General features: G+C 66.5%; 29 protein-coding genes. 14 read left to right on the forward strand and 15 right to left on the reverse strand.

Annotated elements, in window-relative coordinates; genetic code table 11:
* Complete coding sequence (locus ACWIGM_RS03650; RefSeq protein ID WP_454024561.1) at positions 1-1212, reverse strand: putative bifunctional diguanylate cyclase/phosphodiesterase; 1212 nt, start codon at positions 1210-1212, stop codon at positions 1-3.
* Between the two features lie 272 nt (positions 1213-1484).
* Positions 1485-1772 carry an HlyU family transcriptional regulator gene (locus ACWIGM_RS03655; protein WP_454024562.1) on the reverse strand — a complete coding sequence of 96 codons (288 nt, stop codon included), beginning with the start codon at positions 1770-1772 and terminating at the stop codon, positions 1485-1487.
* Positions 1773-2012: 240 nt separating this feature from the next.
* Between ACWIGM_RS03655 and ACWIGM_RS03660 the strand changes: the two genes are divergently transcribed.
* The 3 genes from ACWIGM_RS03660 (at position 2013) to ACWIGM_RS03670 (ending at position 3403) form a co-directional block, all read left to right on the forward strand.
* Complete coding sequence (locus tag ACWIGM_RS03660; protein WP_454024563.1) at positions 2013-2324, forward strand: hypothetical protein; 312 nt, start codon at positions 2013-2015, stop codon at positions 2322-2324.
* A gap of 147 nt (positions 2325-2471) precedes the next feature.
* Positions 2472-2843, forward strand: a complete 372-nt coding sequence (locus ACWIGM_RS03665; protein ID WP_454024564.1) for a hypothetical protein — start codon at positions 2472-2474, stop codon at positions 2841-2843.
* Positions 2840-3403 carry a TetR/AcrR family transcriptional regulator gene (locus ACWIGM_RS03670; protein ID WP_454024565.1) on the forward strand — a complete coding sequence of 188 codons (564 nt, stop codon included), beginning with the start codon at positions 2840-2842 and terminating at the stop codon, positions 3401-3403. Before ACWIGM_RS03665 ends, ACWIGM_RS03670 begins: the two co-directional genes overlap by 4 nt.
* A gap of 4 nt (positions 3404-3407) precedes the next feature.
* Here the strand turns inward: ACWIGM_RS03670 and ACWIGM_RS03675 are convergent, their stop codons facing one another.
* From ACWIGM_RS03675 to ACWIGM_RS03690, 4 genes are all read right to left on the reverse strand, one after another.
* Complete coding sequence (locus tag ACWIGM_RS03675) at positions 3408-3833, reverse strand: secondary thiamine-phosphate synthase enzyme YjbQ (RefSeq protein WP_454024566.1); 426 nt, start codon at positions 3831-3833, stop codon at positions 3408-3410.
* Positions 3833-4444, reverse strand: coding sequence for a LysE family translocator (locus tag ACWIGM_RS03680; RefSeq protein ID WP_454024567.1), 612 nt, complete (start codon positions 4442-4444; stop codon positions 3833-3835). The genes ACWIGM_RS03675 and ACWIGM_RS03680 overlap by 1 nt, the downstream gene beginning before the upstream one ends.
* Positions 4445-4508: 64 nt before the next feature.
* Positions 4509-4784 carry a hypothetical protein gene (locus ACWIGM_RS03685; RefSeq protein ID WP_454024568.1) on the reverse strand — a complete coding sequence of 92 codons (276 nt, stop codon included), beginning with the start codon at positions 4782-4784 and terminating at the stop codon, positions 4509-4511.
* A gap of 111 nt (positions 4785-4895) precedes the next feature.
* Positions 4896-6152 (reverse strand): aminotransferase class V-fold PLP-dependent enzyme, encoded by a 1257-nt coding sequence (locus ACWIGM_RS03690; RefSeq protein ID WP_454024569.1) that lies wholly within the window; start codon positions 6150-6152, stop codon positions 4896-4898.
* 138 nt (positions 6153-6290) lie between these two features.
* On the opposite strand from ACWIGM_RS03690, the gene gcvA reads away from it, so the two are divergent.
* Positions 6291-7181: a transcriptional regulator GcvA gene (gcvA, locus tag ACWIGM_RS03695; protein ID WP_454024570.1), complete on the forward strand. Its 891-nt coding sequence runs from the start codon at positions 6291-6293 to the stop codon at positions 7179-7181.
* A gap of 75 nt (positions 7182-7256) precedes the next feature.
* On the opposite strand, the gene rpoD is transcribed toward gcvA, so the two are convergent.
* Positions 7257-9272 carry an RNA polymerase sigma factor RpoD gene (gene rpoD / locus ACWIGM_RS03700; protein WP_454024571.1) on the reverse strand — a complete coding sequence of 672 codons (2016 nt, stop codon included), beginning with the start codon at positions 9270-9272 and terminating at the stop codon, positions 7257-7259.
* Between the two features lie 191 nt (positions 9273-9463).
* Positions 9464-11365 (reverse strand): DNA primase, encoded by a 1902-nt coding sequence (gene dnaG / locus ACWIGM_RS03705; RefSeq protein ID WP_454024572.1) that lies wholly within the window; start codon positions 11363-11365, stop codon positions 9464-9466.
* A 123-nt stretch (positions 11366-11488) separates the two neighbouring features.
* Here dnaG and ACWIGM_RS03710 point away from each other — a divergent pair, with 123 nt between their 5' ends.
* The 4 genes from ACWIGM_RS03710 (at position 11489) to ACWIGM_RS03725 (ending at position 13569) form a co-directional block, all read left to right on the forward strand.
* Positions 11489-11764, forward strand: coding sequence for a type II toxin-antitoxin system VapB family antitoxin (locus tag ACWIGM_RS03710; protein WP_454024573.1), 276 nt, complete (start codon positions 11489-11491; stop codon positions 11762-11764).
* Positions 11758-12150 carry a type II toxin-antitoxin system VapC family toxin gene (locus ACWIGM_RS03715; protein ID WP_454024574.1) on the forward strand — a complete coding sequence of 131 codons (393 nt, stop codon included), beginning with the start codon at positions 11758-11760 and terminating at the stop codon, positions 12148-12150. Before ACWIGM_RS03710 ends, ACWIGM_RS03715 begins: the two co-directional genes overlap by 7 nt.
* On the forward strand, positions 12150-13076 hold the full coding sequence (locus ACWIGM_RS03720) for a LysR substrate-binding domain-containing protein (RefSeq protein ID WP_454024575.1): 927 nt from the start codon (positions 12150-12152) through the stop codon (positions 13074-13076). The genes ACWIGM_RS03715 and ACWIGM_RS03720 overlap by 1 nt, the downstream gene beginning before the upstream one ends.
* A 76-nt stretch (positions 13077-13152) precedes the next feature.
* Positions 13153-13569 (forward strand): NIPSNAP family protein, encoded by a 417-nt coding sequence (locus ACWIGM_RS03725; RefSeq protein ID WP_454024576.1) that lies wholly within the window; start codon positions 13153-13155, stop codon positions 13567-13569.
* Between the two features lie 12 nt (positions 13570-13581).
* Here the strand turns inward: ACWIGM_RS03725 and ACWIGM_RS03730 are convergent, their stop codons facing one another.
* Positions 13582-14079 (reverse strand): hypothetical protein, encoded by a 498-nt coding sequence (locus ACWIGM_RS03730; RefSeq protein ID WP_454024577.1) that lies wholly within the window; start codon positions 14077-14079, stop codon positions 13582-13584.
* Between the two features lie 58 nt (positions 14080-14137).
* Positions 14138-14599: a GatB/YqeY domain-containing protein gene (locus tag ACWIGM_RS03735; RefSeq protein ID WP_454024578.1), complete on the reverse strand. Its 462-nt coding sequence runs from the start codon at positions 14597-14599 to the stop codon at positions 14138-14140.
* 134 nt (positions 14600-14733) lie between these two features.
* Here ACWIGM_RS03735 and carA point away from each other — a divergent pair, with 134 nt between their 5' ends.
* The 3 genes from carA (at position 14734) to ACWIGM_RS03750 (ending at position 17262) form a co-directional block, all read left to right on the forward strand.
* Positions 14734-15954, forward strand: coding sequence for a glutamine-hydrolyzing carbamoyl-phosphate synthase small subunit (gene carA, locus ACWIGM_RS03740; RefSeq protein ID WP_454024579.1), 1221 nt, complete (start codon positions 14734-14736; stop codon positions 15952-15954).
* A 13-nt stretch (positions 15955-15967) separates the two neighbouring features.
* Positions 15968-16294 carry an NIPSNAP family protein gene (locus tag ACWIGM_RS03745; RefSeq protein ID WP_454024580.1) on the forward strand — a complete coding sequence of 109 codons (327 nt, stop codon included), beginning with the start codon at positions 15968-15970 and terminating at the stop codon, positions 16292-16294.
* A gap of 176 nt (positions 16295-16470) precedes the next feature.
* On the forward strand, positions 16471-17262 hold the full coding sequence (locus ACWIGM_RS03750; RefSeq protein WP_454024581.1) for a prephenate dehydrogenase/arogenate dehydrogenase family protein: 792 nt from the start codon (positions 16471-16473) through the stop codon (positions 17260-17262).
* A 79-nt stretch (positions 17263-17341) separates the two neighbouring features.
* Here the strand turns inward: ACWIGM_RS03750 and ACWIGM_RS03755 are convergent, their stop codons facing one another.
* Together ACWIGM_RS03755 and ACWIGM_RS03760 are read right to left on the reverse strand one after the other, a co-directional pair.
* A complete protein-coding gene (locus ACWIGM_RS03755; protein WP_454024582.1) occupies positions 17342-19369 on the reverse strand; it encodes a PI-PLC domain-containing protein in 2028 nt (675 codons plus the stop codon).
* A gap of 113 nt (positions 19370-19482) precedes the next feature.
* Complete coding sequence (locus tag ACWIGM_RS03760; protein ID WP_454024583.1) at positions 19483-20415, reverse strand: LysR substrate-binding domain-containing protein; 933 nt, start codon at positions 20413-20415, stop codon at positions 19483-19485.
* 92 nt (positions 20416-20507) lie between these two features.
* Here ACWIGM_RS03760 and ACWIGM_RS03765 point away from each other — a divergent pair, with 92 nt between their 5' ends.
* Positions 20508-21407: a DMT family transporter gene (locus tag ACWIGM_RS03765; protein WP_454024584.1), complete on the forward strand. Its 900-nt coding sequence runs from the start codon at positions 20508-20510 to the stop codon at positions 21405-21407.
* 121 nt (positions 21408-21528) lie between these two features.
* On the opposite strand, the gene ACWIGM_RS03770 is transcribed toward ACWIGM_RS03765, so the two are convergent.
* Complete coding sequence (locus ACWIGM_RS03770; protein WP_454025436.1) at positions 21529-22116, reverse strand: MarR family winged helix-turn-helix transcriptional regulator; 588 nt, start codon at positions 22114-22116, stop codon at positions 21529-21531.
* A gap of 165 nt (positions 22117-22281) precedes the next feature.
* On the opposite strand from ACWIGM_RS03770, the gene ACWIGM_RS03775 reads away from it, so the two are divergent.
* Both ACWIGM_RS03775 and ACWIGM_RS03780 read left to right on the forward strand, forming a co-directional pair.
* On the forward strand, positions 22282-22617 hold the full coding sequence (locus ACWIGM_RS03775) for a cupin domain-containing protein (protein WP_454024585.1): 336 nt from the start codon (positions 22282-22284) through the stop codon (positions 22615-22617).
* 30 nt (positions 22618-22647) lie between these two features.
* The gene (locus ACWIGM_RS03780) at positions 22648-23058 is read left to right on the forward strand and encodes a VOC family protein (RefSeq protein ID WP_454024586.1); all 411 of its coding nucleotides are present in this window, start codon (positions 22648-22650) and stop codon (positions 23056-23058) included.
* 82 nt (positions 23059-23140) lie between these two features.
* Here the strand turns inward: ACWIGM_RS03780 and ACWIGM_RS03785 are convergent, their stop codons facing one another.
* Positions 23141-23632, reverse strand: a complete 492-nt coding sequence (locus tag ACWIGM_RS03785; RefSeq protein WP_454024587.1) for an SRPBCC family protein — start codon at positions 23630-23632, stop codon at positions 23141-23143.
* Positions 23629-24000: an ArsR/SmtB family transcription factor gene (locus tag ACWIGM_RS03790; RefSeq protein WP_454024588.1), complete on the reverse strand. Its 372-nt coding sequence runs from the start codon at positions 23998-24000 to the stop codon at positions 23629-23631. Before ACWIGM_RS03790 ends, ACWIGM_RS03785 begins: the two co-directional genes overlap by 4 nt.
* Positions 24001-24103: the final 103 nt, after the last annotated feature.

The raw sequence follows: 24103 nt of genomic DNA on the forward strand, positions 1-24103 counted from the left end.
TCAGCCTTTGCGCCCGGTCAGGTCGGCGTATTGCTCGGCCGGGAGCGGGCGCCCGAGCATATAGCCCTGCATGTAGTTGCAGCCTTCGTCGATCAGGAAATCGAGCTGCTCGCGTGTCTCGACGCCTTCGGCCACCACCTCGATGTCGAGCGCATGACCGAGCGCGATCACCGCGCGCGTGATCGCCGCCGCCTCCGAGGCGACGCCGAGATTGGCGACGAAGCTGCGGTCGATCTTCAGCGTCGAGAGCGGGAACATGTGCAGATAGGAGAGCGAGGAATAGCCCGTGCCGAAATCGTCGAGCGCGATCCGCACGCCGAGCGCCTTGATCCGGTGCAGCACCAGCATGGTCCGGTCGAAATCGGTGATCATCACCCCTTCGGTGATCTCGAGCTCGAGCCGGTCCGGCTCGAGGCCGGTCTCGACCAGCACCTCGTCGATCAGCCCCGGCAGGTCGCCATAGCGGAACTGCAGCGGCGAGACGTTGACGGCGATGCGCAGCGGCTTCTCCCAGCTCGCCGCCTCGGTGCAGGCCTGGAGCAACAGCTCCCGCGCCAGCGGCAGGATCAGCCCGCTTTCCTCCGCCGCGGGAATGAAGTCCGACGGGGAGACGACGCCGCGTTCGGGGTGGACCCAGCGCGCTAGGGCCTCGAACCCGGTCAGGACTCCCGCCGCCGAGAAGACCGGCTGGTAGTGCAGATGCAGCTGCCTCTGCTCGATCGCGGCCTCGAGATCCTTGGCGAGGTAGTGGCTGCTGCTCGCGACGCTCGGGCCGGGTTGCGCCCCCGAATTGACGTCGACCATCAGGTTGATCGCGCCGGTCAGTTTCCCGGCCATGTCGTAGAGCGGCGTCGGCAACGGCATGAAACGCACCCTGCTGCCGTCAGGGCGCTCCGCCAGCGCCTCGACGCCACGGATCTCGCGTTCCTCCCGCAGCGCGATCGCCATCGGGCAATCCTCGAACGGCAAAGGCGAACCATCGGTCCGGAACAGCTTGTGGCTGATGCACCAGCGATCGCGGCCGAGCTGCGGCTCGCGCCCGACGAGCTGGACAGCGGCCTGGTTGAAATAGGTCACGTACCCGTCGGGGTCGGTCGTGTAGAGCGCGACCGGCAGGCGCGCCACGATCTCGCGGAATCGGCTGTCGCCGCCGCGGCTGCGCCCCGCAACCTGGGATTTGTCCGGCGTCTTGCCGGAAGGCTTCGGAGGCATGCTGACGATCTCGGTATCGGCGGGCGAAGTCACGATATCAAAGCCCAAAAAACCGAATAAAGTTTTAAATGGCACTTCCGCCGCGGACAGATCAGCCAAATGACAGGCGAAACCGTCGATAAAGCGGGAAAATTTCTTGTATAAATTAGTTCAAAATCTTTGGTTACCCTAGGGATATTGCAGTCGTTTCCAAACCGCTGAAACTTTTATCGATCCGTGCATGTGCACGAAAGAAACATTTCTGACGCCCGGCCAGAGATTTCCTCAAATCCTTATTTGAACAGGCGTTCGCCTTGCTCGTCGATCAACTGCCTGGCCTTGACCAAGGCGAAGTCCGCCGCCTCCTCGGCCCCCGGAAAGCGGTCGGCCCGAATGAAGCGATGGCTCTTCACCTCGCCATCGATCTCCTTCTCGATCACGCCGGCGAGCTGCTGCTGCCCGCCTTCTGCGAACGGCGTCGCATGAATGGTGAAGCCCTTGTACTCGGCGCTCTTCAGCGGCGCGGCAGGGCCGGCCGGCTTGGTCTCCTTGCGGCCGAACAGGGATTTGAGAAAGGACATGGCGGGCTCCGTCTGGTTCGCGCTGTATAGCGCAGATGCGAGCCGCTTGGCCAAGGCCCACGGCATCTCCCGTGGAAATCGAGGGCCGGCAGCCCCTGTCGGGCGGGGCCACCGGCCATTGCGAGATACCCCTCTGGCGTGGCGACGCCGGCATCACCATGTCTTCATGAGACAGGGCAGAACAGAAGCCCGTCCCTCTCGGCGTTCTTCTTGGCCCGCTCTGTCGCAGGAGCAGCCATCATGCGCTTCCTCAAGCCTGTTCTATCGACTTTGCTGGCCGTGCCGCTGCTGTCCGCTACGGCACATGCGCAATCCCCTGCCGGTATCCCTTGCGCCGATCGCAACACGGCGACGGCGCAACTGCACGAACTCTATGGCGAACGCCGGATCGGTTATGGTCTTGCTGCAAACGGCAGCGTGATCGAACTCTTCGCCGCTCCGAACGGCTCCTTCACCCTGTTCGCGACCTTGCCGCACGGCGTGAGCTGCCTGATCGCAACCGGGCAGTCCTGGGAGCCGCCGCCGGATCCGGAGTACTACGCCGGACGATGAGGCCCGCCGCCTGAAGCAAGCAACGCGGCACCGCTCCTGCCGGGAGCGGGGAAAGCGCCCCTTACCAGCATCCCCTCCTCCGCGCTCGGCCCTTGCGCCTCGTCTCAGAATAGTACCATACTAGATGGTATTATTCTGGAGGCCGTCATGAATGCCTGGCTCGCCCTCGCGGCTGCTCTTGCCGCCGCCACGACCTTGATCCACGCCGTTCTCGGCGGCCGGCATGTCGCCGCCCCGTTGCTGGCGGCCGAGCGGCTGCATGCCGTGCCGAAGTTCACCATGTATTATTGCTGGCACCTGGTGACGATCGTGCTCGCCGCGCTGGCGCTCGCCTTCGGCCTCGTCGCGAGCGGCCAGGGCAGCCGTGACCTCGCGCTCTTCGCCACCGCCGGCGCGGCGTTGTTCTGCCTGTGGAGCCTCGGCATGATCGGCCTGTTCCGCCTGCGGATCGCGCATTTCCCGCAATGGGTGCTGTTCGCGGCGATCACGGCGAGCGGCGTCATCGGCCTCTGGCAGTGACCTCCCCTCTCCCGCGCCGCTTCCGCCTGAACGACTGGCTCGCGCTCGGCCTTGCCGCGCTCGCCGAGCAGGGACCGTCCGGGCTGACGATCGAGGCGCTCTGCCGCCGCGCCGGCAAGACCAAGGGCTCGTTCTACGCCCATTTTCCCGCGATCGAGGCCTATCTCGCCGCGCTCGCCGGCCATTGGCGCGAGACCTTCACGCTGCGATTGATGCAGGAGGCCGACCGGAGCGCAGCGGCCCAGGACCGGCTGATCGCGCTCGACCGCATGGCGCTCGCCCTCGATATCCGCGTCGAACAGGGCATGCGCCGCCTCGCCCAGCTCGATGCCGGCGTGGCTGCGACCTGCGCCGAGGTCGACCGCGAGCGCATCGGCTATCTGGAAAGGCTCCATGGCGAGAGCGGGCGCTTCACGCCGGAGGAGGCCCTCGCGGTGGCCCGCGTCGAATACGCCGCCTTCATCGGCTTCCAGCAGCTCGACCTCGGCCTGTCGCCGCAGGAATTGCACGACTGCTACGGCACCTTCATGCGGCTGCTTGTCAGACCCACAGGCGACTGACGGCTCAGGCGAGGTGCAGCACGACCTCGCGCCGATGCGGGCTGGCGCGGTGCTCGAACAGGTAGATGCCCTGCCAGGTGCCGAGCGCCAGCCTGCCACCGCTCACGGGAATCGAGAGCGAGACCGGCAGCACCGACGCCTTGATATGGGCCGGCATGTCGTCCGGCCCCTCGGCGCGGTGGAGGAGATAGGCCATCGCCGGATCGTCCGCTGGCGGCACCAGCCGGACGAAGAAGGCGGCAAGGTCGCGCCTGACGTCGGGATCTGCATTCTCCTGGATCAGCAGCGAGCAGGAGGTATGGCGCAGGAACAGCGTCAGCAGGCCGACATCGACAGCGGCCTCGCGCACGAAGCGAGCGACGGCGTCGGTGAACTCGTAGAGCCCCGCCCCGCGCGTTTCGATCGCGAGGCGGGTCTGTTTCCCTGTCATCAACGCTCGGTCAGCGCCAGCTTGGCGCCGAGCGCGACGAAGGCCGCCGCGAAGGTGCGTCTGAGCCAGGCCATCACCGCCGGCCGGCTCACCACCTTGTCGCGCATCGCCGCGGCGAACAGGCCGTAGAGCGCGAAGACGACGAAGGTCATCGCCATGAACACGCCCGAGAGCTCGAGCATGCGCGTCATCGGGCTCGCCTCGTTGGTGGCGATGAACTGCGGCAGGAAGGCAACGAAGAAGATCGAGAGCTTGGGGTTGAGCACGTTGAGCGCCAGGCCGTCGACCAGCACGCGCCAGGCCGAGCGCTTGTCGGCCGTGGTCTCGACGCTGAGCGCGCCCTGCTCCTTCAGGGTCTGCCAGGCCATCCACAGCAGATAGGCGACGCCGGCATATTTGACGATCGAGAAGGCGAGCGCGCTGGCGTGCAGCAGCGCCGCGAGGCCCATCATCGCGGCGATCAGATGCGGCACGATGCCGAGCGTGCAGGCGAAGGAGGCGAGCAGGCTGGCCTTGGCCCCGCGCGTCAGCCCGGCGGCGATGGTGTAGATGGCGCCCGTCCCGGGCGAGGCGACGATGATCAGCGAGGTCAGCAGGAATTCGAGGGACACAGCTTCACTCCAGCTCCAGCGACGCTGCCGGAGCCGCATCGATATCCCTGTCTCGGGCGCCTTGCTAGCCCAGTCCTTCGAAGATCCCGCCGATCACCGAGACGACCGCCTCGCCGGTCGCGACCACGACGGTCCCGGCGCCTTCGACGACAGTCCCGACCACCTCCACGGCAACGCCGACCGCATCGATCGTGACATTGCTGGCGACGTCGAGCACACCGCTGACGACGTCTCCGGCAGCCGAGCCTTCCTCTTCCTGCTTCTTCGCTTGCGGAGGCAGGTTCGCCTGCAGCGCCGCCTTGGCGGCCTCGATCTCCTCGGCGCTCGGGATACCAGCCATCTCTGCTCCTCCAAAGGAAGCCCCGATAGTGAGGCTCATCTTAGCAGAACTGTGACAGCCAGGGCTGATTTTGCTGCATGCGCCGCCGGCCGGGTGAGGCCGAGCGACGCCTCAGCGCGTTCGCGCGATATCGTGGACCGCGGCGAGCAGGCGCTCGATGTCCTGCTCGCTCGTGAGATAGCTGACGGAGGCACGCACGATGCCGGCAAGCCCGCGCGCCTCCATGTCGAACGGCGTGTAGGCGGGCCCGTTTGCCCCGACCGAAATCCCGGCGCTCGCAAGCCGGTCTTTGACGACATTGACGTCGAGATCGCCGACAGTGAAGGAAATCAGCCCGGAGCGCTGCAGCCCGAGGTCCCGGATCGCAACGCCCGCAATCGCCGCGAGCTCGGCCCGCAGCCGGTTCGCGGTCAGATCGATCTGCTCCCGGATCGTGGATATGCCGAGCGCCAGCGCCTCGTGAAGCGCCGCACCGAGCCCCAGCAGCAAGGCGACCGGCTGCTCGCTCGTCTCGAACATTCTCGCATCGCTGCGCGGCGCCGGCCCATCCCCGCTCCAGGGCGCCGAAAGGACGTCCGAGAATACGGTGTCGAGCCGTGCCTGGAAGGAGCGGCGGACATAAAGGATGGCCGTCCCCCGCGGGCCGCGCAGGTGCTTGCGGCCCGCCCCTTTGAGCACGTCGCAGCCGATCGTTTCGACATCGACCGGAATCTGGCCGAGCGCCTGGCCTGCATCGACGAAATAGGGAATGCCCGCAGCGCGCGTCACCTGGCCGATCGCCGCCGCGTCGTTGATCAGGCCGCCATTGGCCGGCAACCAGGTCAGGGCAACGAGGCGGACGCGCTCGTCGATCATCCCTGCGAGCGCGTCGGGATCGACCGAGCCGTCCTCACGACAGGGGATCACCTCGATCCGCGCCCCGGAACGCGCCGCCGCGCGCTGCATCGTCGCGAGGTTGCCGCCCCATTCCTGGCGCCCGACCAGAATGCGGTCGCCGGCACGCATTGGCGGCAGGGCGGCGAAGGCGAGCCCCCAGCCGGCAGAGCCGCTCGAGGTGAAGGCGATCTCCGCGGGAGTGGCGTTGAGAAGGCGGGCAGCATCGGCGCGCGCCTGCTCCAGGCTGCCCTGGACCGCGACGCTGGCCTCATGCGGGCCATAGGCGGCCTCGCGCCGGAGCTGCTCGGTCACCGCAGCGAGCGTGCCGGCGGACATCAGCGAGGCGCCGGCGTGGTTGAAGTGGATGCTGGTCGCACAGCCCGGCGTCGCGGCGCGGAGCGCTTCGATATCGAGACGACCACCCGTGTCCATCGGCTTGGCCGCAGCGGGCAGCGCATGTCCAGGCATCGGTGGGCGGTCGGCGATCAGCATGGTCCAGATCCTCTCGATCCCGACGATGACAGCGTCGTTCGCGGCAGACCAATTCGAAGTATCCCGCGCTGCGATCGATCTGGCTCATGTGTTTCGTCTTCTGTAAGGCTTTGCGTCCGATCGCTGGGACTCCACGGCATGCGCTCCTCGCCCGTCCTGCCACCGCTCCACGCTTTGCGCGCCTTCGAGGCTGTCGGCCGCCTCCTGAGCTTCCGCCGTGCCGGCGAGGAATTGCTGATCACGCAAAGCGCCGTCAGCCATCACATCCGGACCCTGGAAGAGGCATTGGGAACCCTGCTGTTCGAGCGCAGGGCGCGCAGCATCGCCTTGACCGCAGCAGGCGCGCGCTATCTCGACAGCATCTCGCAGGCCTTCGCTTTGGTCGCCGAGGGAACCCGCGAGGTCCGCTCGCATGCCACCCGCCAGACATTGACGGTGAGCCTGCTGCCATCCTTCGCCGCCAACTGGCTGGTGTCTCGCCTCGCCGATTTCCGCGCCGCCTACCCGCAGATCGAGCTTATCCTCGACCCCACGCTGAACCAGGCCAATCTCGCGGCCGGAGAGGCGGACATCGCCATTCGCTATGGCGTGGGCGAGTGGCCGGGCCTGCGCTGCGAGTTGCTCGCCACCGAACGGCTCATGCCGGTCATGAGTCCGGAGCTGGCGGTGCGCCAGCCACTCGCGAAGAGCGACGATATCCTCGGGCACACCCTGCTGATCAGCCATCGCCCCACCGAATGGGAGGCCTGGTCCCGGCATGCCGCGCTCGACCTCGCCGCGGCCCGCCGGCTGCAGCTGACGGACTACAACATCGTCCTGCAGGCCGCGCTCAATGGTCAGGGGGTCGCAATGGGCCGGAGCCTTCTGGTCGCGGAGCACCTCCGCCGTGGCACATTGCTCGCGCCATTGCCGGGTTTTGCGACCGCGCCAGGGCTTGGATACTGGGCGGTCCTGCCCTGCGGCGGCCCAGGCAAGCCGGCCGCGACGATGTTCGTGAACTGGCTCAGGCGCGAAATCGCTGAGACCTGAGGCCCGATCCGCGGGAAGGCGATCGCTCCCGCCAAAATGAAACGGGGCGCTGCAGCGCCCCGTTCGAACTCCGTCTCAATTGTCCAGGAAGCTCCTGAGCTTCCGGCTGCGGCTCGGATGCTTGAGCTTGCGCAGCGCCTTCGCCTCGATCTGGCGGATGCGCTCGCGGGTGACGCTGAACTGCTGGCCGACCTCCTCGAGGGTATGGTCGGTGTTCATGCCGATGCCGAAGCGCATGCGCAGCACGCGCTCCTCGCGCGGGGTGAGCGAGGCGAGCACGCGCGTGGTGGTCTCGCGCAGGTTCGACTGGATCGCCGCGTCGATCGGCAGGATCGCGTTCTTGTCCTCGATGAAGTCGCCGAGATGGCTGTCTTCCTCGTCGCCGATCGGGGTCTCCAGCGAGATCGGCTCCTTGGCGATCTTCAGGACCTTGCGCACCTTCTCCAGCGGCATGGCCAGCTTCTCGGCCAGCTCTTCCGGGGTCGGCTCGCGGCCGATCTCGTGCAGCATCTGGCGCGAGGTCCGGACGATCTTGTTGATCGTCTCGATCATGTGCACCGGGATGCGGATGGTGCGGGCCTGATCGGCGATCGAGCGGGTGATCGCCTGCCGGATCCACCAGGTCGCGTAGGTCGAGAACTTGTAGCCCCGGCGGTACTCGAACTTGTCGACCGCTTTCATCAGGCCGATATTGCCTTCCTGGATCAGGTCGAGGAACTGCAGGCCGCGGTTGGTGTACTTCTTGGCGATCGAGATCACGAGACGCAGATTCGCCTCGATCATCTCCTTCTTCGCCTGCCGCGCCTCGCGCTCGCCCTTCTGGACCATCAGCACGATCTTGCGGAACTCCTGGATCTCCAGGCCGGTCTCCGACGCCAGGGTATGGACGTCCTCGCGCAGCTCGCGGATGCGCTCCTTCTCCTGCGCGACGAATTCCCTCCAGCCGCGCGAGCCGAGCTTGGAGACGCGCAGCAGCCACTTCGGATCGAGTTCGGCGCCGATATGCTGCTTCAGGAAGTCGTCGCGGGCGACGCCATAGCTCTCGGCCAGGCGCAGCAGGCGGGTCTCGTGCGAGATCAGGCGCTTGTTGATGTCGTAGAGCTGCTCGACCAGCGCCTCGATGCGGTTGTTGTTGAGCGAGAGCGACTTCACCGCAACGATGATGTCGTCCTTCAGCTTCTTGTATTTGCGGTCCTGCGACGGCGAGAGCTTGGTGTTCTCCAGCCGGTTGGCGATATCCTGGTCCTGCAGGCGGCGCAGCTTGGTGTAGTTGCTGGCGATCGAGTCGAAGGTCTCGAGCACGCGCGGCTTGAGCTCGGCTTCCATGGCCGAGAGCGAGACGTTGTTCTCGAGGTCGTCGTCGTCCATGCCCTCGGGCGGAGCCTCGCCCTCGGGCGCAGCCTCCTCGGCCGGTTCCGCACCTTCCTCGCCTTCACCCGGCATCTGCTCCGGGTTCTTGCCGTCGGGGCCGGCATAGGTCGCTTCGAGGTCGATGATGTCGCGCAGGAGGACCTTGCCCTCGTTGAGCTCATCGCGCCAGATGATGATCGCCTGGAAGGTCAGCGGGCTCTCGCAGAGTCCGGCGATCATCGCCTCGCGGCCGGCCTCGATGCGCTTGGCGATCGCGATCTCGCCCTCGCGCGAGAGCAATTCGACCGAGCCCATCTCGCGCAGATACATGCGGACCGGATCGTCGGTGCGCTCGGTCGGCTCGAGATTGCGCTTGGTCTCGACCGGCAGCGCCGAGCGCTGCGCTTCGACCATGTCGCCGCCCTCGGCCTCGTCCTCGCCATCGTCCTTGCCGCGGGCCGCGCGTTCTTCGCCGGCCGCTTCGGGATCCTCGTTGTCGACGACGTTGATGCCCTGCTCGCTGAGCTGGCCGAGCACGTCCTCGATCTGCTCGGAGGAGAACTCCTCCGAGGGCAGGACCTCGTTCAATTCGTCATAGGTGACATAGCCGCGCTTCTTGGCGAGCTTGATCATCCGCTTGACGGCCTGATCGGTGAGATCCAGCAGGGGGCTGTCCGTGCTCGGGGGCGCTTCCGGGGAACCCGGTTCGGACTTGTCCCGCTCGCTCACTTTGGTCGCCATCAATCAGCGCTCCGCCTTCTTGCGCGCCGGTGCTGTCGCTCCGACGCATAAAAGGGCGCCGCGGCAGCCGTCGCTGCCGCGCACCCACCCAATTCATCCATCGCAGATAGCGCCGACCATCGTTGATGAATCGTGCACCATCTCAAAAGCGATCCCCGAACCTGCCGACGAAAAGCAACGCGCCAGCCTGGCTACTTGTCGGAATTCGCCTCGGTCCCCTCGATCGTCTCGAGGCGAGCCTTGACGTCCTTCATCCAGGCGAAATTGGCTTCCGTTGGTTCGTCAGCCAATGCGCGTTCGGCTGCCTTCAGCTCGCTATGTAGCGTGCGTGCGCGATGATGCAAGACGAGAGCCTGACGAATCGAATCAAAAACCGATTCCGGATCAGCCGTTTGCGCCAGCTTCAGCCGTTCGGCCGGCTGGGTGACGGCGAGCAGCGCCGCCTGCGCTTCACCGACCCGGGTCTGCTCCAGCCGCTGCCCGAACGCCTCCTGGTCGAAGGCACCGTCGATCGCGGCATCGAGCAGCGCCTGGCGGAAGCGCTCGGCCGCCGGCCCGTCGAGCGCGAGCTCGGCGATCTCGTCGACGCAGCGCATGACGAGATCGGGATGGCTCGCCAGCGCCAGCAGGATGAAGGCCTCGCGCGGGTTCTCGCCATGCCGGCGTTGCATCAGCGGCGAACTGGTGAGCTGCGGGCTCGGCCGCACCAGCGCAAGCGGCGGCCTGTCCTGGCCGCGCTGAAATCCACGCCCGCCGCGCGCGCCACCGGAAAACCCACCGGAAAACCCGTTCTGGCGCCGCCCCTCGAAGCGCTCCTGCTGCGGCGGGGCGAAGAGCTGCCCGATGCGCTCGTCGATCTCGCGGCGATAATGCCGGCGCGTCGCCTCGTCGCGGATCAGGCCGAGCGGCTCCTTCAGCCGGCGCTCGAAGGCGGCGCGCCGCTCCGGGGTATCGAGCTGGCTCGCCTCGAACTCGCGGGACCAGAGCATGTCGACGAGCGGCTTGGCCGAGCCGATCACCTCGGCGACCGCGGGCTTGCCGCCGGAGCGGGCGAGATCGTCGGGGTCCTGCCCCTCGGGCAGCAAGGCGAAGGAGAGCGACTTGCCCGGCTCCAGCATCGGCAGCGCGAGATCGATCGCCCGGCCCGCCGCCTTGCGGCCGGCCTTGTCGCCATCGAGGCAGATCACCGGCTCGCCCGCCATGCGCCAGAGCAGCGCAAGCTGATCCTCGGTCAGCGCCGTGCCGAGCGGCGCCACCACCTGCGGGAAGCCGGCGAGCGTCATCGCGATCACGTCGACATAACCCTCGACCACGATCACCTGGCCGGTGTCGTGCGCGGCTTTGCGGGCATTGTGATGGTTGAACAGCAGCGCGCCCTTGTGGAAGAGCGGCGTCTCCGGCGAGTTCAGGTACTTGGCCGGCACGTCGGCGCTCATCGCCCGGCCACCGAAAGCGATCACCCGCCCGCGCGCATCGTGGATCGGGAACATGATCCGGTCGCGGAAGCGGTCATAGGGCACGGCGATCTCCTCGCCATGCACCAACAGGCCGGTCTCCATCATCGCATCGGCGCCGACGCCCTTACCGGCGAGATGGTCGCGCAGGGCAAAGCGGTCGGGCGGCGCATAACCCATGCGGAAGAGCTGCCGTGCCTCGCCTTCCAGCCCGCGGCCCGAGAGATAGCGCCGCGCCAGCCCGCCGCGCTCCGATTGCAGTTCGGCCTCGAAGAAGCGCGCCGCCAGCTCGACGACCTCGTGCAGCCCCTTGCGCTTCTCTTCCTGCGCCTGCGCCTCGAAGGAGACCTTCGGCAAGGTGACGCCGGCTTCCGAGGCGAGCTTCTCGACCGCCTCCGGGAAGGAGAGCCCCTCGGTCTCCATCACGAATTTGAAGATGTCGCCGTTCTTGCCGGAGGAGAAATCGAAGAACGAGCCCTTCTGGTCGTTGACGAAGAAGGACGGCGTCTTCTCGGCATTGAAGGGCGAGAGCCCCTTCCACTCGCGGCCGGCCTTGGCGAGGCGCACGCGCTTGCCCACGACCGCCGAGACAGGCAGCCGCGCCTTGATCTCCTCAAGAACGGAGGGCGGGAACTTCATGGCTTCCTATCTGGCCGCTGCGGATCCGATTGCCAACCACGGAAACCGCCATTGCCGGGCTTATGGTCCATATCCACAGCAAGCCCCACATGATAAAGAAAATCGCAGAAAAGGAAGAAAGTCGTGGCGCTCAACATCAAGGACCCGGAGACGGAGAAAGCGGTGCGCCAGCTGGCGCGCCGCCGCGGGCTCAGTCTGACCGAAGCCGTGCGCATGGCCGTCAGGAGCGAGCTCGACAAGGACGAATTGTCCGAGGAGGAGAAGGCGCGGCGGGTGGCGGCTGCGCATCAGCGGATGGCGGAGTTCTACAAGAAGTACAACATCAAGCCGGCCGAACGCTCCATGACCAAGGAGGAGATGGACGACATCATCGGCTATGACGAGAACGGCATGTGGTGAACCTCGTCGTCGATACCTCCGCAATCGTTGCGATCGTCATGGAGGAGCCCGAAGCCGTGGACTTCATCGCTGCGCTCGCGTCAGCTCGAACACGAACCCTGACCAGCGTCAATTTGCTCGAAGTCCAGATCGTCCTGACATTCGGCAAGGGCATGCCCGCCGGAGCCGCCGAGGATTTCGTCGCGCGCGAGAATATCGAGATCATCCCCTTCGACGAGGATCTCTCCAGTCTCGCCTTCGACGCCTATCGCCGCTTCGGCAAGGGCCGCCATCCCGCCAAGCTGAACATGGGCGACTGCGCCGCCTACGCCTTGGCCAGGTCGCGCGGCTTGCCGCTGCTCTGCAAGGGCGATGACTTCGCGCAGACCGATATCGAGCGGGCCTGATGCCGCCTGCGGTCGAGACGCGGCTGCTGCGCCAGTTCATCGCCGTCGCCGAGGAATTGAACTTCCACCGCGCCGCCGAGCGCCTGCACATGGCGCAGCCACCGCTCAGCCAGGCGATCCGCAAGCTCGAGGACACGCTCGGCTTATCCCTGTTCGCGCGCAGCAACCGCAGCGTCGCGCTCACGCCGGCCGGCGCGGCCTTCCTCGTCAGCGCCCGGCGCGTCCTCGCCCAGCTCGATGAGGGTATCAGGGAGGCGCAGGCCGTCGCCGCCGGTCAGGCCGGCCGGCTCGCGATCACCTTCGTCGGCACCGCCCACGACCTGCTGCCATTGGCGCTGCGCCGCTTCCGTGCCGAATTCCCCGGCATCGAGCTTATCCTGCGCGAGGCGACGACGGGTGAGCAGCTCGCGGCGATCACCGCAGGCGAGGCCGATATCGGCCTGATGCGCCAGCCCGGCATCATGGTCGCGCAGCTCGCCAGCGAATCCCTGCTGCGCGAGCCGATCCTGGCCGCACTGCCGGACGATCACCCGCTCGCCGGAGAGGGGGTGCTGCCCCTCGCCGCTCTCGCCGGCGCCGATTTCATCGGCACGCCGCGCCAGCTCGGCATCGGCTTCCACGACCAGATCATCGGGCTCTGCCGCCTCGCCGGCTTCTCGCCGCGCATCGTCCAGGAAGCCCGCCAGATGCAGACCGTCGCCAGCCTGGTCGCGAGCGGGCTCGGCGTCGCGCTGATCCCGGCCTCGCTGGCGCTGATGCCGCGCGCCGGCGTCGCTTTCCGGCCGATCGCGGTCGAGGCGCCGCCGGAGATGACACATGTCGCGCTGATCGCCGCCTGGGACGCGACGCGCAGCTCGCCGGCGCGAGAAAACTTCCTCGCCGTGCTCCGGCGGGCCACGATCGATATGCAGGACATATCAAACTAGGACGAACAATATATTTTACTGAGAGCAGTCGCGCAGGCAGGCTCCTCGCACAGCAACAGCCGAGGAGCTTCAGCTCATGCACCGCCTCATCCGGCGATCAGCCTTGCTTGCGACCGCGCTCGCTGCGGCGGCCGCCTTCGTCATCCCTGCCTCAGCGACCGAGCGAACAACCATGATCGAGCAACTGCGCATCTACGAGATCTTCGAGAGCAACAAGGCGGCCTTCCACGCCCGCTTCCGCGACCATGCCGCCCGCATCATGAAGACCTATGGCTTCGACATCGCGGCGATGTGGGAAGCCAGGGCCAGGGACCGCACCGAATTCGTCTATGTCCTGCGCTGGCCCGACGAGGCGACGATGCGCGAAAGCTGGGCCCGCTTCATGCAGGACGCGGAGTGGTCGAGGATCAAGGACAGCAGCGCCGCCGAGCATGGCCGCATGGTCGGCGCGATCGAGGAGCGGGTGATGCAGCGCACGGGCTATTCGCCCTGAGCGCCAGCCCCCTTACCGGCACTGCAGCGGGTCGTCGGCCAGGGCCTTCGCCACGCCCTCGGTCGGCAGCAGGATGGAGGCCTCGGCAGCACGCAATTCGATCCGCTTCGCCTCGCGTAAGGCTGCCACTACCGGCTTCATCTGCGCGACGCCAAAACTCTGATCGGGCGCCCAGGTCAGCTCGACCTCGTCGATGCCCGACTGAGCCTTGACCGGCACGCGCGTCGCCCTGCCGTCGGCCACGATCTCGATCGCCGACGGCAGGGCTTCCTTGAGCTGCGTCTTGGGCAGGACGGCCATCAGATAAGGGCCGCTCATGATCGCCGGGTTGGCGCGGGCCGCGGCCGCATCTCCGCAATAGAAGGTGAGCCGCGTTCCGTCGGAGCCGCTCACGCCGGCATAGGATGTGCCCATCTGATAGCCGGTGCCCCAGCCTTCGGATTGAGCGAGCGCAACCGAGCCCAGCAAGGCCAGCCCGAGCGCGACCATGACGATCGACCGTTTCGACATCGGAAGCCTCCTTTGCCGAAACGCTGCCCGTCGATAAGGCGAAAATGCCGCCCGCGGATCAGCCGCCCAGCAACTGCTTTACCATAGGTGAGACCTTGGCGAAGTCCATCTGGCCGGCATAGGCGCCGCGCAGCGCGCCGATGACCTTGCCCATATCCTTGACAGCCGAGGCGCCCGTCTCGGCGATGACCTCCTCGATCGCCGCCTTGATCTCCTCGTCGCTCATCTGCTTGGGCAGATAGGCGGAGATCACCGCGACCTCGGCGCGCTCGCCGTCAGCGAGCTCGGGCCGGCCGTTGGCGTCATAGATCGCGATCGATTCCTGGCGCTGCTTGATCATCTTCTGCAGCAGGGCGAGGATCTCGTCGGCCGTGGCCTCGCCCTTGCCGGCGCCGCGCGCCTCGATGTCCTTGTCCTTCAGCGCCGCCTGGATCAGACGGATGGCGGCGACCTTGCCTTTTTCGCCGGCCTTCATCGCGGTCTTGAGGTCGGCAGTGAACTGCTCACGCAGGTTGGACATGATGGTGCAAACCTTCTTCATTCATTGACGGGGCGCGGGCGCCTGATTAAGGCTCGCGCTCCAGACCGGCAGCGCCACCCGCGCGCAGCCTTCACGCTTGCCGCAGCTTCCAGCGGCCTGGACGAGACATAGACATGACCGCTCACGAAGGAAACCCCGCCGCGCAAGGCTGGCAAGAGGGCTGGGTCGAGCCGCGCGCGACCGCCGTGCTGGTGCTCGCCGACGGCACCGTGCTCGAAGGCTTCGGCCTCGGCGCGATCGCGCAGGCCCCCGGCGAGGTCTGCTTCAACACGGCGATGACCGGCTATCAGGAGATCCTGACCGACCCGTCCTATGCCGGGCAGATCATTACCTTCACCTTCCCGCATATCGGCAATGTCGGCGTCAACGAGGAGGACACCGAGACGGTCAACGCCGCCGCTTCCTCCGGCGTGCGCGGCGTCGTGCTGCATGCCGAGGTCACGCAGCCCTCGAACTGGCGCGCCGCCAAGCATCTCGACGCCTGGCTCAAGGCCCGCAACATCGTCGGCATCTGCGGCGTCGACACCCGCGCGCTGACCACGCTGATCCGCGAGAACGGCATGCCCAACGCCGTCATCGCCCATGACCCGGCCGGCAATTTCGATATCGCGGCCCTGAAGAAGGACGCAGCCGCCCTACCCGACATGGCTGGGCTCGACCTCGTGCCGCTCGTCGCCGCAACCCAGCGCTATGACTGGGACGAGACGCCCTGGCTCTGGCCGCGCGGCTACGGCAAGCGCGAGTCTGCGGCGCACCGCGTCGTCGCCATCGACTATGGCGTCAAGCGCAACATCCTGCGCCTGCTCGCCAAGGCCGGCTGCGAGGTCGAGGTCGTGCCCTCGACCGCATCGGCCAAAGACATCCTCGCGCTCAATCCCGATGGCGTCTTCCTGTCGAACGGCCCGGGCGACCCGGCCGCGACCGGCGAATACGCCGTACCGGTGATCAGGGAGCTGCTCGACCGCAAGATCCCGACCTTTGGCATCTGCCTCGGCCACCAGATGCTGGCGCTCGCCATCGGCGGCCAGACCATGAAGATGAAGCAGGGCCACCACGGCGCCAACCATCCGGTCCAGGACAAGACCACCGGCAAGGTCGAGATCGTCTCGATGAACCATGGCTTCGCCGTCGATCCCGCGACGCTGCCGGCCAACGCCACCGAGACCCATGTCTCGCTCTTCGACGGCTCGAACTGCGGCATCGCCCTGAACGACCGCCCGGCCTTCAGCGTCCAGCACCATCCGGAAGCTTCGCCCGGCCCGCAGGACAGCCACTACCTCTTCACCCGCTTCGTCGAGTTGATGGAAGCGGAGAAGGCGAAGAAGGCCGCCTGACAAGGAGTTCGCCATGATCCACCAGTTGCGCATCAACGAGATCTTCGAGCGCAACAAGGCGGCGTTCCACGCCCGCTTCCGCGATCATGCCAGCCGGATCATGGCCCGCCACGGCTTCCGCATCCTGTCGATGTGGGAGACGCGCAGCGCCGGCCGCACCGAGTTCGCGTATCTCCTCGCCTGGCCCGACCTCGAGACCAAGGCGGCGCGCTGGGCGAGCTTCATGGCCGATCCCGAGTGGGTCGAGATCAAGCGCGTCAGCGTCATCGAGCATGGCGACCTCGTCGGCGCGATCGAGGACCGCGTGCTGCTGCCGACCGACTACTCTCCGCCGCTGTGATTGACAGGGCGACGCGCCCGCGCTCTAAGCGCGCCATGACCTTCGCCTGCCTCCTCGCCCGCAACTATTACGCGCCGTCCTCATAGAAGGCGGTCGCACTCCCATGCTCAACCGCCGCGCTGGCGGTTGAAATCAGGCAGTCACCCGGCATCGCGGCCCTCCCCAAGGAAAACGCGATGCTTATCCCGAACATCACCAATCCCTCCGTCGGCCTGATGGGCTTCGGCGCCTTCGGCCGCCTGATCGCCCGCCATCTCAAGCCGCATTGCCGCCTGATCGCTTTCGATCCGGCGCTGCCGGCCGATGCGGCCGCTGGCGGCATCATCGCCAACGACCCGGCTGAGATCGCTGCCTGCGACATCGTCATCCTCGCCGTGCCGGTCGCGGCCCTCTCCGAGGCGATCGCGACCTTGCGGCCGCATCTGCGTCGCGGCGCGATCGTCGTCGATGTCGGCTCGGTCAAGATCGGCCCGGCCATGACCATGCTGGCCGAGCTGCCCGAGGACATCGAGATCGTCGGCACCCACCCGCTCTTCGGCCCGCAGAGCGGGCGCGACGGCATTGCCGGCCTCAAGGTCGCGATCTGCCCGATCCGCGGCCGCAGCGCCTGGCGCATCGCCGCCTTCCTGCGCCGGATGCTGCGCCTCAAGGTCATCATGACGACACCGGAGGCGCATGACCGCGAGGCGGCCATGGTTCAGGGCCTGACCCATCTCATCGCCAAGATCCTGGTCCGGATGGAGCCGCTGCCGCGCCGCATGACCACAGCGAGCTTCGACCTGCTGATGCGCGCGACCGAGATGGTGCGCCATGACAGCCCGGCCGTCTTCCTCGCCATCGAGCAGGCCAACCCGCATGCGCGGCCGGTGCGCGACCGCTTCTTCGCGCTCGCCGAGGAGATGCGGACGCATCTGGACGAGGCTCGTCCACGCCTGGAAGAAGTAGCCCGCGCGCCGGAAACAGCCTGACCTTGTCCGTCAACCCAAGGCCTGCCGATCCGGGCGGGTCATTTTCGGCAGAGCAGCCGGTCGAGGGTGGCCGCGCGCGCTACAACCCGTCATGCACCAGATCGTAAGCGTTCGGGAAACGGCTATACCCTGTGTTCGCCGCATAGATCATGTCTGCGCAGCTCAGGCTGGAATAGGGGTCGCACGGATAGGAGGTGCCGATGAAATCGAACAGCGTCCAGCCAAAAAAGTCTGGTCGGTTCGCGACCGTGCCGAGATGTTTCAGCAGGATGCGCTTGATGTCGACGCCGAAGATGGAGACCCTTGTGCCGCTGCCGAAATTGATCACCACCTGGCCGCGCTTCTGACGGGCACGAGCAGCGGCCATGAACAATTCCAGCTTTTCCGCGTTTGGATCGTATTGCTGCAGGTCTTCATAGCGATCCTGCAGAAACACATCGAACTTGCAGTAATCGGTGTGTGCGAGCCACTGCCCCTTGGGGTTGTCGGGAAACGCAATCGGCACGCCGAGCGTCGAGTCGCTGTTGATGCGATTGATCAAATAAATCTTCCCCTGAACTTCGCGAAGTCTCGGGATATCGGATCTACCGACGACGAAATAGCCGCCTCCGAGCATTGCGCGAAGCGCATCGTAGACCGCCGGCCCCACTTCGTTGGAGTTGATGTTGTTCCAGTCGTCGATCTTCAACGACATCACGAGAAACTGGGTCGGCCTGCGATCCAGGAAGTTCCTGCACTCGGTCAGCAGCGACTCGAACGTCTGGTATTCGTTGAGCGTCGGCCAGGATTCAGGTTTACGATTTCCATGGCACGTCGCGAACTGATAGCCCGAGGACGAGGTTTTGACCTTCAATCTGACGTCGAGGACGCGCACCCCGGCGTCCAATTGCTGGGTGATCGTCAATACCTGGCAGGCATAAAAGCCCCACCCTTTGGGATTGATCGCCGCGCTGTCATGCGACCCCATCAGGCTGATGTCGCAGATCGGCGTCTCGGGATTGGCCAGTGACGGATCCTCGGGCGCGGCGGCGATTGCGACCACTGTCTTGGCCTCGACCCGAGCGCCCGTCTTGACCGCGGGCGCATCCGTGTTGGGCATCGGCTTGGTGCGCACGTTCATGATCTGAGGTGGCGGGAAACCGTCCACCACGGGTACCGGGAACGGCATCAGCGCAAGGGCCGGCCCTGCATCCGATTCGGGATCGACATTGCCGGCCTGGCTGGAGATCCGCACGTCCCCGGACCAGGTTCGGCCATCGAACCACGACACGAAGAACGAACGATTGCGGTAGCCGCAATAGACGAGCCAGAGCTTGCCGTCGCACACCTGCAGGCTGGGTCCGGCTTCGCTCTGCGCGCCGGGGCCGCCCGGCTCGTCGGAGAGCTTGACGTCTCCGGACCAATTAGTGCCGTCGAAACGCGCGATGTAGAGGTCCGGAGTGGTGTCGCCCTTATAGGCGAGGACGAGCTGGTTGTTGAAAACCGCTGCGGACGGCCCGTCGTCGGACCAGGGATCGACATGGCCGGGCTGATCGACGATCGCCGTGTCGCCGCTCCAGTTCTGACCGTCGAACCATGCGACGTACAGCTTGGACGAGCGGACGTTCGCGCCCCTGTAGATCAGGTAGAGCTTGCCGTTGAAGACGACCGCCGCCGGCGCCTTGTCCGATTTCAGCGTACTGCCGCTGCTGGTCACGATCGGATCGCTGCCCTGCCAGCGCCAGCCATCGAACCATGAGCGGCACAGGACATTGTCGCCCGGCCTGACATAGATCAGGTACAAGGTGTCATCGTAGACGACCAGCCTGGGGCCGCGAGATGTTTTCGGACTGCTCTCGCCGGTGACGGAGCCGATCATCTCATCGCCATACCAGGTCGACCCGCTGTAGACCGACATATAGATGTCGTTGCCGTCGCGGCTGCCGTAAACAAGATACAGGTCGTTATTGTACAGGCATGCGGCCGGGGGATCCCATGTTCTTGGATCGATCCCGCCGGGCTGGCTGGAGATGCTGGTGTCGCCTGTCCAGCTTGCTCCGTCATAGACGGTGGTGAAAATGTGCTCGTTGTCGACCCTGCCGCGATAGAACAGTCCCAGCTTCGCCATCGCGCATCCCCGCAGCTCAACTCCTGCGCGAGAGATGAGCGCCGGGCACAACCGGCGTCAATGTGGAGGCGTGAACCAGTGTTCACAATCGCAGGCCGCGCCTTGCGCAGCCCCTAGGCCGCCTTGGCCTCCTGCCGCAGGAAGCCCCCGAGCTTGCCCGCCGACAGCCCCGCTTCATGCGCGATCCTGGTCGCCAGCGCCACCGCCGCCGGCCGCGGCTGGCCCATCGGCCGGTCGAGCCAGTAGGAGACCGGGTTGAGCGCCGTGCGCTGATCGACCCTGACGACCCGCCCGGCATCGACCTGCGCCTGCGCCAGAGGTGGGCGCGATAGCGCCACGCCAAGCCCGGACGCGGCAGCGTCGAGCACGAGATTGTAGTCCTCGAAGCGCCGGTCCTGCTGCCGCGGCCGGAAATCCAGCCCCTGCGCATTGAACCAGGCGCGCCAGCCGGCGGCGTCGGAATCATGGATCAGCGGCTGGTCGAGGAAGCGCTCCGGCCTGCCCTCGCCGATCGCCCTAGCCAGTTCCGGTGAGGCGACGGGATAGCACCATTCCTCGAAGAGCTGCACCGAAACCCGGCCCGGCGTGCCGCCGCGGCCGCAGCGAATGGCGAGGTCGATCCCCTCCTCCTCGAGGTCGACCTTGCGATGGTCGACCTGCAGCATGATCCGCACGGCGGGATCGCCGCTTTCCAGAAGCTGCCAGCGCGGCATCAGCCAGAGCGAGCAGACCGATGGTGTCGCGCTGAAGCGCACCACCGCCGTCCCACGCGGCTCGCTCCAGCGGTCGGATGAATCGGCGAAGACCGAGAACGCCTCCTGCGTGCGCTGGAACAGCCGCTGCCCCTCCGGCGTCAGCGCGACGCCGCGCGCCTGGCGCTCGAAGACGCGCAGGCCGAGCCAGTGTTCCAGCTTGGCGACCTGCCGCGACACCGCGCCATGCGTCAGGTTCAGCGCCTCGGCCGCGGCCGAGAAGCTGCCGGAGCGGGCGGCCGCCTCGAAGGCGCGCAGCGTGTCCAAGGGCGGAAGTGGCGAGCTGTGATCCATGCTCACAGCTCGTCATTGAATTACTCGTTTGTCAATCAGCTCGCCGAGGCGCTTATCCGAAGGCGAACCGTCACCAGCCTTTGAGGCCTGCCATGACAACCGTCCCCTCCGCCGCGTCCTCCCGGCCCGGCTCCACCCTCGACGCCATGCTGCTCTTCACCATCCCCTTCACCGTGATCGCCTGGGCCTCCTCCTTCCCGGCGATCCGGGCCGGCCTTGCCGGCTTCGGCGCGCTCGAACTCGCAGCGCTGCGCTTTGCCATCGCCGGTGTGTTCGCGGCGCTCTTCCTGGTCGTGACGCGCCCGAAGCTGCCCGAGCGCGCCGATATCTGGCGCTTCCTCACCGGCGGCATCGTCTTCATCGCGCTCTATGCGATTTTCCTCAATCTCGGCCAGCGCGTCGTCCCGGCCGGCGCGGCGAGCTTCATCATCAACACCAACCCGATCATGACCGCGGCGCTCGCCATGCTGGTCCTGAACGAGCGCTTCAGCGCCCTCGCCTGGGCCGGCACCGCCCTCGCCTTCGCCGGCATCGGCGTCATCGCCCTCGGCAACGGGCTCGACCTCAATATCGGCGTCAGCGTCCTGCTGATCCTCGGCGCCGCCCTGTGCAACTCGGTCTCGACCGTGGTGCAGAAGCCGCTCTTCGCCCGCCACAAGCCGCTCACCGTCGCGGCCTGGAACATGACGCTCGGCGGGCTCGCGCTGACGCCCTTCCTGCCCGGCGCGCTGGAGCAGTTGCCGACCGCCCCGGCGCAGGCGATCTGGTCGGTGGTCTGGCTCGCTCTGGTCTCCAGCGTCGTCGCCTACGGCACCTGGGCGATCACCCTGTCGCGCCTGCCGGCCGCCCGCGCCGCCAACTTCCAGTACTGCGTGCCGCCTGCGGCGATGCTGATCAGCTTCCTCTGGCTCGGCGAGATCCCGACCGCGCTCGGCCTGATCGGCGGCGCCATGGCGCTGGCCGGTGTGGTGGTCGTCAACCTGAAGCGCTGAAGCCAGCAGCCGCGGGATCCCCTCTCCTGGAAGGAGAGGGGTAGGGGTGAGGTGTTCGGACTGGAAACGTCAGCCTGAACCCAACCGCGCGGTGAGCACAATACCTCGCTGCTCTGGCCGCCTACACCTCACCCTGCCCTCTCCTTCCAGGAGAGGGTTCCCCGCGTTCTTCCTCGTTCTGTCGCGAGTTCGCCTCGATCCCCAAAATCAGCTTCCGCAGCAGCCCGGCCAGCATCTCCCGCTCCCTCTCATCGAGCGGCTCGAGGAAGGTGAGCTCGCTCGCCATGTCCGTGCGAAAAGCCTGCTCGGCCAGCGCCGCGCCCGCCTCGGTCAGCGCCACCTGCACGCTGCGCCCATCCTTGACCGACTTCTCGCGCCGGATCAGCCCGGCCTTCTCCAGCCGGTCGAGCCTATGGGTCAGCCCGCCCGAGGAGATCATCAGGAGCGTGTACATCTCGGTCGGCGTCAGCCGGTAGGGCGGCCCCGAGCGCTTCAGCGTCCCGATCACGTCGAACTCGCCGCGGTCGAGCCCGAAGCCCGCGAAAGTCGCCTCGATGCTCGGCCTGACCATGTTGCCGAGCCGGAAGGCTCGGCCGAGGATCGCCATCGGCTCGGTGTTCAGATCGGGCAGCTCGCGCGCCCATTGCCGACGCAACCGGTCCACATGATCCTCCATCGTGCGCGCTCGATGCTGCGATTCATCCGTCATTTCAGCGCCTTGGCCGTTGGGTGTCCGGCAAGCAGACATACACGCCGCGCCGTCGCTCGCCAAGGTATCTTGGCACAAAGATATTTATCTTGACGGGAAGATACCTCTCGGCTAGATATCTTCCTGCAAAGATAATTCATGCCACGAACGGCCAGGGAGGCAGCTATGTTCAACGTCCTTCGTTCCGAAGATCAGCAGCGCGGCGCCAACCGCACGGTGCGTTTCGAGGGTGAGGCGCTCGGCGGCCCGGTCTCGTTCTTCATCGTCGATGCCGAGCCGGGCCAGGGCTCGATGCTGCACGTCCACCCCTATTCCGAGACCTGGATCGTCCGGAAGGGCGAGGCCGAGTTCACCGTCGGGGGCGAGACGACACGCGGCTATGCCGGCGACGTCGTCGTCGCAGCGCCCGACATCCCGCACCGTTTCGAGAATGTCGGCGAAGGCCGGCTCGAACTGATCTGCGTCCACCCGAACGGGCGGATCCTGCAGCAGAACCTCTGACGCTCCCCCACCTGTCCAAGGAGAACCACCATGCCCAAGATGCTCTTCGTCAACCTGCCCGTCGCCGACCTTGCCGCCGCGACCCGCGTCTACGAGGCGATCGGCTGCAAGCAGAACGCCGATTTCAGTGACCATCAGGCTTCGAGCATGGTCTGGTCGGATACGATCACCTTCCATCTGCTGACGCGTGACTTTTTCGCGACCTTCATCAGCAAGCCGGTCGCCGACGCCCATGCCGGTGCGCAGGTCCTGCTTGCGCTCACGCTCGACAGCCGCGCCGAGGTCGATGCGACCGTCGCCGCGGCAGCCGCCGCCGGCGGCAAGGCCGATCCGCGCCCGGTGACCGATCTGGGCTGGCTCTACAATCGCGCCTTCGAGGACGCCGACGGCCACACCTTCGAGGCCGTCTTCGCCGACATGGCGGCGATGCCGACGGGCTGAACGAGGCGCGAGCAACCCTTCCCGGAAAAGAAAGAGGGCAGCGCAGAGCGCCGCCCTCTCGATGGACCAGCTTGCGCCGCCTTCAGGCCTGCAAGCGCCCGGCCTTGATGTACTCGACCATCTGGCTGACGACCGTCCCCCAGCCCTCGTGGAAGCCCATCTCCTCGTGCTGCTTGCGGCTGGCATCGCTGCCATGGATGGCGACGGCCCGGTAATGCGTGCCGTTGCCGTCCCTGGCGAGGTCGAGGATGGCGGTGAAGAACGGGTTCGGCGAAGGCCGGTAACCGCCGAGCAGCGTGTCGGTCATGACCAGCCGCTCCAGCGGCTTCACTTCGAGATAGCACTGGGTGTTGGCGAACTCCTGGCCCTCGGGCGAGCGCATGGTGAAGTTGATCGCGCCGCCGGGACGCAGGTCGAGGTCCAGGGCGGAGATCGTCCACGGCTTGGGCGCGAACCAGTTGCGCAGGTGCTCTGGCGTCGTCCAGGCACGCCAGACCAGCTCGACCGGAACGTCGAGCTTGCGGTCGAGCACAAGGTCGAGCTCGGGATTGATCGTGATCGCAGGCAAGGTCATTTGTTCTCCTCTTCCTTCAGGCTCATGACATAGGCGTCGAAGTGGTCGAGCCGGCGCGTCCACAGGTTGCGCTGGCGCCCGAGCCAATCCTCGGCGAGCTTCAATTGGTCGGCGGCCAGCTCATAGGTCCTGACGCGCCCGGCCTTGTGCGAGCGCACCAGGCCGCTGGTTTCGAGCACCTTGAGATGCTCGACGAAGGACGGCAGGGCCATCTTGTAGGGCGCGGCGAGCTCGCTGACCGAAGCCGGCCGGGCGGTAAGGCGCTCCAGCACATTGCGCCGCGTCGGGTCCGAAAGGGCCCGGAAGATCTGGTCCACCACGACGGGATTGGCCGCCTGCGGTGCGCCGGCGCCGATTTGCGGTGTCACGGTGTCCCCCCTCAGCCCCTGCGCCGGCGGCATCGATAGCTGGACTCAATACTTAGGTCAATTCCTTAGTTTTGTGAGGTGCGGTTGCAGCGCTTCGCTTCGA

The organism is Allobosea sp. NPDC055332, from assembly GCF_053645455.1.